We start from the raw sequence: 14,134 nt of genomic DNA on the forward strand, positions 1-14,134 counted from the left end.
GGAGCGCTTTATGAAACACGTCGTTTTTGTCGACAGCACGGTCAGTGGCCTGCTCGCCTTTGAAGCTGCCAAGCGCCTGGGCTGTCATGTGACATTTATTCACCAGCGCGATACGTCGTTTCTGACAATATCGGTCAAGGGGGATCACTCGAAAATCGAGCCGTACCTTAAACACGTCGACGAATACATTCGCGTCGATTCGCTTGAGGGGGACGAGTTTCACAATCTGCTGGTAAAGCTCAATGACACTCGAAAAATCGATGCGCTGATCTCTACGTCCGAGGCGGCGATTGTTGCCGTGGCCCGGGAAGCCGAGCTGCTCGGTACGCGTTACCCAAGTCATGAAAACCTTTGCGGCGCTGTTTACAAGAGTCATCTGCGTGAAACCTTGCGCGCCAACAACGTGCGCTCTCCCGACTTCCAGGTCTTGACCGAAAGCCAACTGGCCGAAGGCATCGCGCCTCGGTTGGCGTTGCCGTTCGTGGTCAAACCCACACGTGGTTTTTCCAAACAGTTTTCGGCGATCTGTTTTACCCAGCAGGATTTCGACGCATTCGTCGATAATATCCGTCAGGCTCGTACTGATTCCGATCCGATGATAGATGCCCTGGTCAGCCGCGAATACCTGGTCGAGCAATACGTGAACGGTACGCTGCACTCTGCTGAAGTCATCGTTCAGGACGGGGTAGTGTCGTGCTTCGCTACGACCATTCGTTTCCGCGCCGATTACAACGAAATTCTCGAGATGACGGCAACCATGCCATCGGGTCTGGATACAGCAGCGCGCGATGAAATAAAGGCCTACGTCCAGCAGGTATTCACCGCCTTGAAACTAGACATAGGCCTGTATCACGTCGAGTTGCTCCGTGACGAAAACGGCCCGTGCCTGGTGGAGATCAATGCCCGCATGATGGGCAGTGTCGCACCGCAGATGTATCGGATGCTGACCGGTATTGATCCATTCGAAATGCTGATCCGTCTGCACTTGGGGGAGATCATCAAGATTGACGATTCGCTGATTGAAACCGCGGGCACCGTGGTCACAATCGCCTCGCGACATGGCGGACGGATTGCCGATAGCTACAACCCTCGAACGCTGCAACCGCTGCTGGACAAGTACGAGATCGAGTTCTGTACTGCCCATGTCGCCCCCGGTCAGCAGGTGAGCGTCTACACCGGCAATATCGGAACCATCGGCCATGTCATTGTGCTCGACAGCTGCCCCTACGCTGCCGCGAAAAAGGGCAACAGTTTCCTGGCTGAACTGTCCTTGCTGTACGGCAACGAACTGGCGAAATACACCGGTCCTGAACTGGCGTAAGTCATTGTCGTACCGGTTCCTGGTGGTCATCGCTGCCCACAATGGAATGTAATTACCTCTATCAATGGAAGACGACATGCAGTCGATGACTTTAGCCGATCCTTTCGAATTTTCCGGTAAAGCCGGGACACTGGAAAGTCTTGCCCCGTTTCTGAAAACCGGCCGCGTGCTGCCATTACATCGGTTCACGGTCAGGAACTGGCGCATTAAGCCACAGGCCATTCTGGACTATTGTGTAACGCGCTTCGGTGATCATTCATTGATTGTGCGCTCCAGCAGCCTGTCCGAGGATCAGGATGGCGCCTCGGGAGCCGGTATGTACGATTCGGTCGGTAATGTGCGCGGGGCAGTGGCATTGAAACAGGCCATTGAACAGGTGATCGGCTCCTACGGACAAGCCAGCGATTTCGATGAAGTGCTGATCCAGAGCATGGCAACCGGGGTGCTGGCGTCGGGTGTAGCGATGACTCGTGATCCGGAAACCGGCCTGCCTTACTATGTGGTCGATTATGTGCCAGGGCACGGAACGGATGGCGTCACCGCCGGCACCGGTACTGTTCACTCGTTCGTGGCGCTCAAATCCCAGTGCAGTTCAGAACCGGTGGCGCTTAAGGGGTTATTCGCCCTGCTGGCCGAAGTCGAGCAACTGACTGAGCGCGACGCGCTGGATATCGAGTTCGCGATCACCGAAGACGGGCCGCTGCTGTTTCAGGTTCGCCCGATGACGGGACAAGGCGTGGAGAACATCGACTCGCACTCGGACCTGGCGTTGCGTTCGGTCCTGGATTCGGAGGTGGTGCTGCTTGAAGGGTTGGCCAGAAAGACGCGAGAGCCCGAGCAAAGCTTCAATGCCTTTTTGGGGCTGATGCCGGACTGGAATCCAGCCGAGATGATTGGCGTAAAGCCGCGACCGCTGGCGTACTCGCTTTACAAGGAGCTGATCACCGATGTGAATTGGGCGTCGGCGCGGTTCCGCTACGGCTACCGCGACATGCGCAACAAACCATTGATGTATCAGTTCAGTGGTTCACCGTATATCTGCATTCCCTACAGCGTGGAGTCGTTCATTCCGGCGGCGCTGCCGTTGTCGATCGTCAACTCGGTGGTCACGGAGTGTTGTGAACACCTGGCAGCTCACCAGTCGTTGCACGACAAGATTGAGTTTTCGATTATTCCCACCTGCTTTACACCACAACTGGCGGCCATGCCCGCGAGGTCAATTCCAGCTTTCAACGGATTGAACGCGACTCAGCATGCGCTCTATCTGGCAGAACTGAAGAGCGTTACCGAGCACATCATCAGCGCCGATGGGCCGTTTTTTTCGGACCTGACGCGGCTCCCCCGGATTGAACAAAAAGTCGAAAGACTGGGCAGCCATCAGCAGAGCGAGGATCCACTTCAGCGATTGCGTCACGCCCTGGCTGACGCAAAGGTGGTAGGGGAAGTTTTTTCCGGCGTGGCGCGGGCGGCATTTGTTGCCACCGCAGTCATCAAGTCGCTGGAAACCATGCAGCGAATTCCAGCGGGTTTCACGGATTCGCTGATCGGCGGCGTGTGCACCGTCGGGCGCAAGATGGCCGACGACTTCCGGATACTGCACAAAGAAGCGTTCTTGCGTCTGCACGGCCATGTACGTCCCGGCACCTACGATTTGCGCGTGGCCCGATACGATGAAACCCCCGACGCATATTTCGACTGGAATACGCCGCTGCAACGGGCCCATCGCGATGAGGGGCCGCGGGTGATCAGTCGTGAAATCCGCAATGCCGTGCAACAAGCCTTCGACGAGTGTCAGCTGCGCGTATCGGCCGAACACTTTTTCAAGTTTCTCGATGCCGCTGTCGCCGCCCGGGAAAAGGTCAAGTATTTGTACGGTGCTTTCGTCTCGCAAGCCCTCAAGGCGCTCGGCAGTTGGGGGGAGAGTCATCAGCTGAGTCGCGAAGAGTTGAGTTTCGCAAGGCTTGACGATTTTGTCGGCAACCTTAAAGAGGTTCGGCTTGAGATGATTCGCGACCAGATCGCCAACAACCGAGTGCGGTGGCAGTCGACTCAAGGTATCCGCACCCCGGTCATTGTTTGCAAGCCTCAGGATTTGCTGTCCCACGCCATCGAGACGTGCAATCCGAACTTCATCACCCGCAGTGCGACTGAAGCGCCAGTGGCGGTTTTGCGGGCAGAAGAAACCAGCAAGCGCGACATCGAAGGCTGCATTGTGCTGATCGAGAGCGCCGACCCTGGTTTCGACTGGATTTTCACTCACCGTATCGCGGGGTTCATTACCGCTTACGGCGGCGAAAACTCTCACATGTCGATCCGTGCCCGGGAATTTGCCATCCCTGCTGCAATCGGCGTCGGGGAGGCGAAGTTTCGTAGTTTGCTGTCGAGTACACGGTTAATTCTCGATTGTGCCGAACGGCGTATCCAGGTGCTGTCGTGACCTTGATAGCCGTCACCATGCTTCGGCTGTTCGATACAACGCGAGAGGAGTGGAGGGATGCGATTGATGGGCGCTGGACATCCTTTCTGTCTCATTGCGGGGTGCTACCGCTTTACATGCCCAATGATGCCTACGTCAGTCGCGACCTGCTGGCGCGGCTTCAGCCGCAGGGTGTGCTATTGACCGGGGGCGGCAGTTGTCAGGCGTTGTCGGGTATTGCCGACCCGCGAGATGAAACCGAAGCCATGCTGTTGGCGTGGGCTGCACAGCATCGCCTTCCAGTCCTGGGCGTCTGTCGTGGAATGCAGGTGATGCTCAGCCGTGCTGGGGCAACGCTGGTGCCCGTTGCATCCCACGTAGGCGCCCACGACATTCACTGTCGCGGCGCGGTTCGTCGGGTCAACTCGTTTCACGATTACGGCTTTTATGCCGCGCCACCTGGCTATGAAGTCGAGGCAGTCAGTGAGGACGGTGTAATCGAAGCCGTCAGCAACCCCGGCGCAGGTCATAGCGCCGTGATGTGGCACCCCGAACGTAATCAACATTGGGACAGTGCTGACCTTTCCTTGGTCCGCCAGGTTTATGGAGTTTCACCATGAAGGCAATCATTCTTGCGGCTGGACGTGGCAGCCGATTGGGGGCGCTCACTGATCAGCGGCCCAAGGCACTGGTGACGTTCAACGGCATGCCGTTAATCGAGCGAACAGTTCGTACCTTGCGTGTCGCAGGTATTACTGAGATCGGCATTGTCGCGGGTTATCGCAGCGACATGCTCGCGCCCTATGCCGATCGGCTGTTTATCAACCCACTGTGGAGCACAACGGGAATTCGCCAGTCGCTGAGTGCGGCCCATGAATGGCTGGACTCGCAGGCGTGCGTGGTGAGTTATGGCGATATTTTCTATTCGCCTGAACTGGTCAGTGCCCTGATACAAAAAGACGAGGATATCGATCTGGCATTTGATCCCCAGGCGGTGAAACTCTGGCAGCAGCGCTTCGATCAACCTCTAGATGACATGGAGCGATTTGTTATCGATAACGGCAGGATCTGCGAAATCGGCCATCGTGCCGAGACGCTGGAGCAGATCCAGGGACAATACATGGGGCTGTTCAAGCTGACGCCGGCGGGCTGGCATGCACTTAATGGACAACTGGAACGGCTGAACATCGAGCAGCGTGAGCAAGTTGATATGACCTCGCTGTTTTCCTTGCTGATCGAGGCGGGCGTGCGGGTTGGCGGGACACCGACAAATGCGCCGTGGGGCGAAATTGACTGCCCTTCCGACGTGCAATTGTATGAGCGGATTTATCCACAACTGTGAGTTTACAACTTAAACTGCCAGTACGTTTCGAAGAAAGTCAAAGTCCCCACATTGCATGGCAGCGTGGGGTTTCTCACGGGTGCGCCAGACATGACGCGTTGCGCGCAAGCGCAACCAGTAGGCTGATTGCCGAGACTGTTGGCATTCGACATGAAGCCGACCACATCGAGCCAGGCATGTATCCAGCGGGCCGGGAGCTCAAAGCCAAAAAAGGGGAAAGACCTGAAAGTACTGACTTTTAGAGCGACTCGACTTTTGAGCTCGGCGCACGGACGGCCAGACCGCCGAACGAAGCACCAGCATCGACATAGCGCAATGCAGATTTTACGTCCCTCCAGCCCACATAGCTCATCAGTGATTTTAGATCCCACCCACTGGTAGAGTGAATGGCCCCTGAAAACATAGGCACCTGCGAACCTCAATGCTGGAGGCTGATCCACTAAGAATCAGCCGGCTATTGTCCGGCTGCAGCCCGCCGCTACGAGTGCCTCTCGGCCAAAAGCAGCCTTTATCCATAATCATGCCGACCCTTGATTAGGCTGTGTCGAAAAGGCTGCATGGGATAACCTTGCTCCACATTTCAACTTGAAGCTGCGAACTGAACGATGGGTTTTGAACAACTAGCTGAGTTACGCGACCGCCTGCGGGCCGAAAAAGCGAAGGTAAAGCCTGAGAGTACGAAGCCGCCCAAGCGGAAGCCTTCTCCGCAGGCGAAGGTCCGCGAGCAAGACCCTGCAGTAGAAGCGATCTGGTTATTACAGAAGTACTTTCCATTGGCCTTTCCGGTCAATCCGGCCCCTAAAGTTCCGCTAAAGGAAGGCATTCTCAAAGATGCTGAGCAACACCTGGAGCTGCTCGGAATTACCAGCGAACAACTCAAGCAGGGCATCGCCACCTGGTGTCGAGGAAGTCGATACTGGGCAAGCATGACGGAGAATGCGCCACGCTTGGACTTAAGCGGCCAGGCAGTTGGCATTGTGACGGCGGCTCAGGCTCTGCATGCGAAACATCAGGCTACGCGGCAGCGCGGACAAACTCGACGGAATCAGGCAAAGCCGAAAGCGCTTATAGAGGACAGGGCTGTCGAGACCGTTGTGGAAGAGGTCGTGGATTAAGGGTTCACTCGCGCTCGGTGCCAAGTCGCTCAATCACCTACCCGGCGGACAAAGGTTGTCCGCACCACCGTTTAAGGTTGTCGAGGCTCGTTAAATCTTCTTGTGCCGGCGAGGAGGGTGCAGAGGTCCAGAATGGCTCAGGGACTTTTGCCATCCTAGTGGCGGTTCTTTAATCGCGACCGTCGGCGCTTTTCACAAAGAAAAATAATTGCTTGCCTGGTGATGTGCGCATTAGGTTGCTTAATAATTGCTAAAGTAAATTAATAGCGTTTATAAGGTTTTGATTTTAATATAAATTCTTAATTTACCCGTCCAATCCATCATCGGAGCAACAGAGAAGCGGCGGGACAGCGTATCCGGCGTGGTTACTGAGTTGGAGCCTTGTAGCATGGGTGTCTCCGGTGTGCGTGCTTCTAACGTGTTTTCGGGGGGGCATTTTTAAAAGTCGGGTGGTGCGCTGTACCACCTAAATGCTCGCATGTACCACCGGCAAACAGGATGTACCACCATGGCAACGATCAGACCGCGAAAGAGGGCTGACGGCACGATCAGTTACACCGCTTAGATTCGAATCAAAAAAGATGGGGTGCAAGTTTACACAGAGAGCCAAACCTTCGCGCGCAAGAAGGCGGCTTAGGCGTGGGTAAAGCGCCGCGAGACTGAGCTAAGTGAGCCTGGTGTGTTGCCGCTGACCGCAATCTGCGAGCCGATAGTCCGACCTCGAACTTGAGGCGTAATACTTCACGAATCTTACGCATGGATAAACGCTCCACGCCGACCTCTCTGCTTCGAAAAAGAGGTCGATGGTAGTGAAGAAATCACGCGCCGCTGCCTGCCCGGTTAGGTTGCCGGACGGCCGTGGAATAAGTGGTCGGATGCTCCTTACTACCGGTTCGGATAGCGGGAGCATCAGCCGCTATCCGCCACGCCAACACCTAGATGCAGCGTGTGTCTGCCGCGCTTACCCAGGCTTATCGATAGCTTGTAGCCAAACGCTCTATTGCCAGCTTGGCTGGCGCACTAAGCGCTCCATAAACGCCACCTTCGAATGAACCTATAGTCCGCCGATACTGCACTCCCGATTTCTTTCTGGAGCCAGCTCATGATGCGTCCCGACCCCAGGGTCAAAGCAGTTTACTTCTACTCCAAGCCAGTCGACTTCCGTAGATCCATCAATGGTCTGGCCGCCCTGGTCGAGCTGGATATCAAGGTTGCGATGTTCGACCCGGTGCTGTTTGTCTTCCTCAATCCCGAACCGCACGCGTAACCACGTGAAAATTCTGTACTGGCATCGCAACGGCTTCTGCCTGTGGCTCAAGCGCCTGGAGGCCGAGCGTTTCAAGACCAAGCCGGATGCGGGTAACGAAGTCATCAAGCTGACGGTGCGCGAGTTGAACCGTCTGCTGGAGGGCATCGACTTCTGGGGCAACCAAACTGACAAAGCGCACAGTAGTAATGCCCGTAGGCCTGGCATGGACAGTCGATACGCTCGCGTCTTCCTTCCACTTGGCCAGGCACAGGGCTTCCCTTCCAAGACACCCAGGTGAAACACAGGGACAAGTCCGTGGTCAGGGGAGCCTAAGGTCATCGCCGAAGGCCTGGCACTAGCGCTTTGGCATGAGTGCTGCTCGGTCCCCTTCCTCCCTTACCCCTCTCAGCGATCCAATTTTGCTTATGTGTTGACAATTGTCATAGGGCTTACGCACTGGATTACCAGAGAATAATGATTCTCATTTGCTGATGTCCTGGTAAAGGTCATTCGCTCACTTAGAGTCACTTGGAGGGGGTAATGCCGTACACGCCAAAAAAACTCGCGCTATTGATATCGAGTCTTTGCCTATTGAGTCAGCCGGTGCAGGCTCAAGAGCAAGTTGAGCCAAGCGCAGATGCGGGCGACGATGGCCGAATCAAGTTGTTGCCGACCACCGTTGTGGGCAAACACAACAAGGACGCCGAGGGACGCGACAAGGTTTATGAGGAAAACATCACCAGCGTTTACAAGGGCCGCGAGGAGCTGCAGCGCTTCCAGGTGAGCAACCCTGGCGACGTGTTCAAGGGCATGAACGGCGTCTACAGCATGGACACCCGCAGCAGCCAGTCGATTACCCCGAACATCCGTGGCATCACCGGCGAGGGGCGCACGCCGCTGACCATCGACGGCACCGAGCAGTCCACCAACGTCTGGCTGCATTTCTTTGGTTCGGGTAACCGCAGCTATGTCGACCCGGCGCTGTTTCGCAGCATCGAGGTGGAAAAAGGCCCGTCCCTGAGCCGTGGCATCAAGAGTGGCGTGGGCGGGGCGGTGAATATCCGCACCATCGAGGCCAACGACATCATCCCCGAAGGCGATAGCTGGGGGATCGAAAGCAACCTGAAAACCTCGGGCAATACCAGCAAGCCGCGCTTCGATGCCACCTCGGCGTTTGGCCAGGACTATCGCACCTTTCCCGGCGCAGAGCGGGTGGGGGGGATGGTATCAACCTCAATCCTCCGCCCGCCCGCAGCAAAAGCGATAGCCAGATTCTCAATTTCGATGACCACTCGGAAATGCTCAGCATCGCCGGGCGCAATGAGTTCGTCGACATTCTTTTGTCACGCAGCGAGCGTACTTCGGGCAACTACTATGCGGGAAAAAACCATGCCAGCCGCTACGAGGGCTACGATGTCTGGGACAGAAGCAGCACCGACGTCTACATCCCCAACCTGACCAAGGTGTACACGCCAGGTAGCGAAGTGTTCAACACCTCCAGTAACACCGACACCACCCTGGTGAAGAACAACTGGTACCTGCCCAACGAGCAAAAGCTGGGGCTGCAGTTTATGCGCACCGATACGACCTTCGGTGAAACCACGCCCGGTCGTTCGTTGCTGTTGTATGGCTACCGCGAAGGTGCGGAACAGGCCCAGCCGGATCTGGATTGGGCGAACATGCGCAGCTTTGTCACGGAAGACCCGCGCTCGGAACTGCGCCTCGATAGTTACAAGCTGAGTTACGACCTAAAACCCCAAGGCTCCCACTGGCTGGACCTGGAGACCAGCCTGTGGCAGACCAAAGCCAAGGGGATGCGCTACCAGACCGGCATCTCGCCGTGGGGGCTGGAGCTGACGGACGAAGAACAGGAGGCGCTCATGCTCTGGGACACAGGGAAAAGAGAAGCGATCTATTGGATGGGGCAACAGTGGTGGGATGAGAATGCCCATTTGTTCCCGCAACCGGAGCATGACGGCACCATGCTGCCCCTGGGCCGGCAGTGGACCAGCCATGATCGCACCGGCTTCGACTTCAGTAACCAGATGATCCTCTCCAGCAACCTGCAGCTGACCCTGGGCGGCAGTTACCAGCAGGAGAAGCTGGATGAGCGGGTGCAGCAGAGTAATCGAGACACCAACAGCCTGCTGCCGGATGGCGTCTGGTTGAACACGGGAACCGACCGCCTTGGCCCGCGCGCCGGCGAGCGCAAGGAATACTCGGCGATGATGAACCTGAGCTGGCAAGCCACCGACTGGCTCACCGTTACCGCCGGCGCCCGTTATTTGCAGTACACCGGCAAGGACACCGGCACGGCCAAGCTGCGTCGCCAGCAAAGCGAGTTCTATAAGGCGACCCGGCGTTTGGCGGGGCTTGAGCTGAAATACCAGGAGCTGATGGCGCCGGAAGAGCGGGCCGAGCTCACCCGACTGATGCAGGCGTCTAAGGATGCTTTTTCTAAATCTGCTCCCAGTGATTGGAAAACCTGGACGTTGTATGACCACGAGATAAAAACGTTTTATACGCGCGCATACCCTACGGAAAATCCGGCATTCAGGGCCGCCGGGCAAAACCTCTTGGACTTTCTTTCTGCGCGCAACGCCAATACCTATCTGGACCTTGCCAGTAGATATTTTGTTGGGCAAGAAGCTCAGGAAGCAGCGTTTGCATACGCTTTTGTCCACGGAGGACTTGATAATGGTGGCGCTACCTTGAACCCTGCTTCGGGAAACTATTGGAATAAGACTGTCTTGCTGCCTGTTAAAGATGGCAAGTTCGACTCATCGCAAAACCCCTTTGTCAATGGCACGGCAGATGCCACGGAGATTGTTGAGGACCCTTACAACCCGGGTAGCACGACCCAGAAAGTTAAAGTGGAAAATGGTATGTACGGCGAGCGTATCTATGAATCGCTGTCAGCCGGCAAGGCCTGGGAGGCGCCCGAGGAGCAATCCGGCCATGCCCTGAGCCCGGTACTGAGCGTCACCGCGCGCCTTACGCCCTTTGGTACGGCCTTTGTGCGCTATGCGCAGACCACCCGTTTCCCCAGCATCAACGAGCTGACCTCCAGCGCGGTGACCGATGGCACCGGCACCGTGGGTACCCTGGCGCTGGGCGCCAGCAAGCCGGAGCGCAACAGCAACTGGGAGGTGGGCTATGCCCACGACCTCACCCAGTTCTTCCCCAGCCTGGGCTTTGCCGATGCGCGGCTGAGCTACTACAACACCGAGATCGAGAACTTTATCGATCGCGGCCTGTATTACGACAGCATCCAGTTCGAGCAGAAAAAAACCAGTGGCGTGGAGTTGCAGTCGCGCTTCGACACCGGCCGACTGTTTGGCGGCCTGGGCGCCACCTACCGGCTGGAGCAGAAGCTGTGCGACAAGGACTACGCCTCGGCGCTGGACCCCTATTTCAACCGCATACCCACCTGCATGACCGGCGGCTTCCCCGGCACCTACAGCGGCAACAGCCTGCAGCCCAAGTATTCCATTGACCTGTTGTTGGGCACCCGCCTGTTCAATGAGCAACTGGAACTGGGCTGGCGCAGCGTGTACCACGCCGGCGCGGAAAATAGTCAACTGGACGATCTGCTGGGCTCGCAGGCCGGTGCCGGCGTGATCAGCGTGCTGCCGCGAGATGTCTGGTTCAGGGACGGCAGCGCGGATGGCTTCTACTGGCGTTCGGTGCTGCTGCATGACCTCTACGCCAATTACCAGGTGAACAAGCAACTGGCGGTCAACCTGGGCATCACCAACCTGACCGACGAGTACTACCTGGACCCCATGGCCAAGACCCTGCTGCCCGGCCCTGGGCGCACGCTGACCGCCGGGCTGAAGGTCAATTTCTAGTTTTTTTGCGCGTTTTTTGGAAAAACACGCGATTGTTCACTCTCAATCAAGAGGATGTAAAAATGAAAAAATCAACATTGGCCCTGGCTATTATGGCGTTGGCAGGTAGCGGCGCGGCATTGGCGGCTTCTCCGAACGTACAAGGGAACAGCTCCAATCCAACAACCGGTGTGGCCGTGGGCGCGTCGAACCACTTCATGTTCGCTAAAGGCAATTCCGGCGTGGCGCTAAACGGTGCGGGCAGCCGTATCGATCTGGCCGACGGCCCGATCAAGGGCTCGAACAAGGCGATTGCCGCGCGTGGCAATGGCACCATCCTGAAGCCAGCCGATATGGGAATGTTCCCCCTGCCGATCAATATCGCCCAGGTGTGGAAGGCTTCCGCCAGCAACGGCAGCGCCCAATTTGCCATCAACAGCGTGCGGCAGATCACCACCCTGTCGTTCGCCCCGCAGTTTGGTGGTTTGGTGATCGGCCAGGTGGCCAATGCCAGCGGCGCGCCCCTGGCGGTGGGCAGTGGTGTGTACTTTGGCGAGTGGGCACCGCGCGCTGCCGGCACTCCTCCGACCTATAGCACCGACCTGAATATGGGCAGTGCCGGCCGTACCGTCTGGTATGTGGGCGACAATGCAGTGACTGCCGCCAACATGCCAACAGCGATCAATGCCACCTATGGTGTGATCGGTATCAATGGGGTGGGCACGGCCGCAGGTGGTACGCCGGATAACCCGAACCTGTACAAGGGTACGCTGACGGCCAACTACGGCTCGGGTACCAATAGCTTGACCGGGTCTATCAGCCGTGGAACCGATACCCTGAGTTTTGCGAACACGACTATCCACAACGACGGTCGTTTCACCCGTGGTAGTGGTAGCAGTGAAGATATCAATGGCCGCTTCTATAACGGCGCGCAAGCCCTGGCCGGTATCCACAAGTCGGGTGCTGGCGTTGCTGATGACGTCGCCTTCGGCGGCAGCAAGATCGGCGGCACCATCACGCCGTAAGGTTTGACCACTCTCCACTGGCGGCTACCAGTGAAGAGCGTCAAACAGGGCGTTGCCGGCGGGAGTCTCGTTCGGTAGCGCTTGGGAGGGTACCTGTGGAGGCCGGTTCGCCGGCCTTCATTCTAATGTACGCACATTGAATGTGGAAATTGCTTATGTCTTGTCGCCGCACAGCCGCTTGGCTGCTGTCTCTGGCGGGTCTTGTCGTGCCTGGCGCCTGGGCCGATGACGACGATACGCGCTTCTTACAGGACCAGACCCGTCGCAGCATCGAACAGAAAACCCAGGCCGAAGGCGAGCTGGCGCCGCCGTCCGGCACGCTGTTATACGAGGGCCAGCGTTACGAAGTGCCAAGCACCCTGGAGGCGCTCACACCGGCCATCTACGTGGCCATCAACACCCAGCAATGGACCCAGCTACCGGATTTTGTCGCCCGTTACCGCGAGTTACCGGGGCACCGCCCAGCGCTGGCGAATATGGCGGACAGCCTGTTGGCGCGCTTTGCCGGCGATTACCCGCAGGCCTTGCAACGCATGCAACAGGCCAGCGAGCAGGAGCCGCAGGATGCGCGCATCCTGCTGGAGCTGTCGCGCCTGTTGTTCGAGGATTACCAGGAGCAGCGCGCCCAGGCGAGCTTTGCCAGGGCGCTGGATGCCGGCCTGCCGCCCGAGGTGCAGCTGCTGGTGCAGCAGTACCAGCAGGCCATGGCCCTGCGCGCCGACTGGCACGGTAGCGCGGCCCTCGGCTGGGGCTATAACGACAATATCAACCAGGGCAACGGCCACTACAGCTGCCTGAGCCAGTTTGCCGGGATTTGCCTGTTTGAGCGGCAGATGCCGGAGACCATCGGCTCGTCGCTGACCAATTACGAGCTGGCCCTGCAGCGGCGGGTCAATCTGGGCGGCAACCATAACCTGCAGATCCGCCCGCTCAGCTACGGCACCTTCTACCAGCGGGAAAACCCCAACAGCACCGCCAGCCTGCAAGACTACAGCACTAACCTGGCGATGCTGCAGCTGGGCTACCAGTACCTGGATGCGCGCAACAGCCTGGCACTGAGCCCCACCCTCGAGCACTTCTACCGCAACGGCCATGGCGAATACCTGGCCCACGGCTTGCGGCTGGAGGGCAGTCGCGCCCTCGATCAGCGCTGGCAGCTGGGTAGCAGCCTGGAGGCCAAACGTTATCGCTACAGCGACCGTGGCGAACGCCTGGGCGCCGACTACGAACAGTTCCAGTGGGGGCTGTCGGCGAGCTTTTCACCCAACAGCCACAGCAGCCTTTACGGTGGGCTCGACCTGACGCGCAAACGCTATGTTGAGGACGTCGCCAGCAGCCGTGAATGGGCGCTGCGCGCGGGCTATTACCATGCCTTTGCCGGCAGCGCGGGGCTGTTCGTCAATGCCCTGGCGATCTACCGCGAGGCGAAGAACGAGGCCTATGACGGCTTTCTCGGTGCGCGTCGCGAAGACCGCCAGCAGGTCTATATCCTCGGCACGGGCGCCAAGGGCTGGTCGATTGCCGGCATCAGCCCCGAGCTGCGCCTGCGCCACAGCATCAACCACAGCAACCTGGATTGGGCGTTCGGCTTCAAGCAGACGGAGCTGAGCCTGATGCTACGCCGGGATTTTTAAGGTGCCGGCCGAGCGCATTGACGGTGCTGGCGGGGCAGTGGGGTTGGGCAGAGGATCTCAACGTTGTCATGACAATTATCAGCTTCAAAACGCTGGGGAATGGAGTAGCATTGTTTTTTGATAATGTTTCTCATTAACTGGAGGGTTGCACGAGGGCGATGGGGTTGCTGATGGCTTGCTCCGGCGGCAACGGCTGCCCTGG

11 protein-coding genes and 1 pseudogene are annotated in these 14,134 nt (G+C 57.8%); all 12 read left to right on the plus strand.

Going from position 1 to position 14,134, the window contains the following annotated elements; all coding sequences use genetic code 11:
• The first annotated feature begins 10 nt into the window (after positions 1-10).
• Positions 11-1,321 carry an ATP-grasp domain-containing protein gene (locus tag AC0T4W_RS07000; RefSeq protein WP_476317878.1) on the plus strand — a complete coding sequence of 437 codons (1,311 nt, stop codon included), beginning with the start codon at positions 11-13 and terminating at the stop codon, positions 1,319-1,321.
• 76 nt (positions 1,322-1,397) lie between these two features.
• The gene (locus AC0T4W_RS07005) at positions 1,398-3,758 is read left to right on the plus strand and encodes a PEP/pyruvate-binding domain-containing protein (RefSeq protein ID WP_476317881.1); all 2,361 of its coding nucleotides are present in this window, start codon (positions 1,398-1,400) and stop codon (positions 3,756-3,758) included.
• The gene (locus AC0T4W_RS07010; RefSeq protein ID WP_476317884.1) at positions 3,755-4,357 is read left to right on the plus strand and encodes a gamma-glutamyl-gamma-aminobutyrate hydrolase family protein; all 603 of its coding nucleotides are present in this window, start codon (positions 3,755-3,757) and stop codon (positions 4,355-4,357) included. Before AC0T4W_RS07005 ends, AC0T4W_RS07010 begins: the two co-directional genes overlap by 4 nt.
• Positions 4,354-5,079, plus strand: coding sequence for a phosphocholine cytidylyltransferase family protein (locus AC0T4W_RS07015; protein WP_476317886.1), 726 nt, complete (start codon positions 4,354-4,356; stop codon positions 5,077-5,079). The genes AC0T4W_RS07010 and AC0T4W_RS07015 overlap by 4 nt, the downstream gene beginning before the upstream one ends.
• Before the next feature lie 605 nt (positions 5,080-5,684).
• Positions 5,685-6,194, plus strand: coding sequence for a ProQ/FinO family protein (locus tag AC0T4W_RS07020; protein WP_476317888.1), 510 nt, complete (start codon positions 5,685-5,687; stop codon positions 6,192-6,194).
• 508 nt (positions 6,195-6,702) lie between these two features.
• A pseudogene (locus AC0T4W_RS07025) lies at positions 6,703-6,828 on the plus strand (site-specific integrase); the annotation flags it as partial.
• A gap of 468 nt (positions 6,829-7,296) precedes the next feature.
• On the plus strand, positions 7,297-7,461 hold the full coding sequence (gene tnpB, locus AC0T4W_RS07030) for an IS66 family insertion sequence element accessory protein TnpB (RefSeq protein WP_476317891.1): 165 nt from the start codon (positions 7,297-7,299) through the stop codon (positions 7,459-7,461).
• Between the two features lie 4 nt (positions 7,462-7,465).
• On the plus strand, positions 7,466-7,741 hold the full coding sequence (tnpB, locus tag AC0T4W_RS07035) for an IS66 family insertion sequence element accessory protein TnpB (protein ID WP_476317893.1): 276 nt from the start codon (positions 7,466-7,468) through the stop codon (positions 7,739-7,741).
• Positions 7,742-7,983: 242 nt separating this feature from the next.
• A complete protein-coding gene (locus AC0T4W_RS07040) occupies positions 7,984-8,901 on the plus strand; it encodes a TonB-dependent receptor plug domain-containing protein (RefSeq protein WP_476317896.1) in 918 nt (305 codons plus the stop codon).
• A complete protein-coding gene (locus AC0T4W_RS07045; RefSeq protein WP_476323507.1) occupies positions 8,784-11,294 on the plus strand; it encodes a TonB-dependent receptor domain-containing protein in 2,511 nt (836 codons plus the stop codon). The genes AC0T4W_RS07040 and AC0T4W_RS07045 overlap by 118 nt, the downstream gene beginning before the upstream one ends.
• Before the next feature lie 62 nt (positions 11,295-11,356).
• Positions 11,357-12,298 carry a HupA family protein gene (locus tag AC0T4W_RS07050; RefSeq protein ID WP_476317899.1) on the plus strand — a complete coding sequence of 314 codons (942 nt, stop codon included), beginning with the start codon at positions 11,357-11,359 and terminating at the stop codon, positions 12,296-12,298.
• Positions 12,299-12,453: 155 nt separating this feature from the next.
• Positions 12,454-13,932 carry a surface lipoprotein assembly modifier gene (locus AC0T4W_RS07055; RefSeq protein ID WP_476317902.1) on the plus strand — a complete coding sequence of 493 codons (1,479 nt, stop codon included), beginning with the start codon at positions 12,454-12,456 and terminating at the stop codon, positions 13,930-13,932.
• Positions 13,933-14,134: the final 202 nt, after the last annotated feature.

It is taken from the genome of Pseudomonas sp. C7.1 (genome assembly GCF_056312395.1).

Excerpts from the sequence above, each read along its gene's own strand:
- AC0T4W_RS07040 (WP_476317896.1), top strand. The coding sequence starts at position 7,984 with ATGCCGTACACGCCAAAAAAACTCGCGCTATTGATATCGAGTCTTTGC.
- AC0T4W_RS07005 (WP_476317881.1), top strand. The coding sequence starts at position 1,398 with ATGCAGTCGATGACTTTAGCCGATCCTTTCGAATTTTCCGGTAAAGCC.
- AC0T4W_RS07055 (WP_476317902.1), top strand. The coding sequence starts at position 12,454 with ATGTCTTGTCGCCGCACAGCCGCTTGGCTGCTGTCTCTGGCGGGTCTT.
- AC0T4W_RS07000 (WP_476317878.1), top strand. The coding sequence starts at position 11 with ATGAAACACGTCGTTTTTGTCGACAGCACGGTCAGTGGCCTGCTCGCC.
- AC0T4W_RS07050 (WP_476317899.1), top strand. The coding sequence starts at position 11,357 with ATGAAAAAATCAACATTGGCCCTGGCTATTATGGCGTTGGCAGGTAGC.
- tnpB (WP_476317891.1), top strand. The coding sequence starts at position 7,297 with ATGATGCGTCCCGACCCCAGGGTCAAAGCAGTTTACTTCTACTCCAAG.
- AC0T4W_RS07015 (WP_476317886.1), top strand. The coding sequence starts at position 4,354 with ATGAAGGCAATCATTCTTGCGGCTGGACGTGGCAGCCGATTGGGGGCG.
- AC0T4W_RS07020 (WP_476317888.1), top strand. The coding sequence starts at position 5,685 with ATGGGTTTTGAACAACTAGCTGAGTTACGCGACCGCCTGCGGGCCGAA.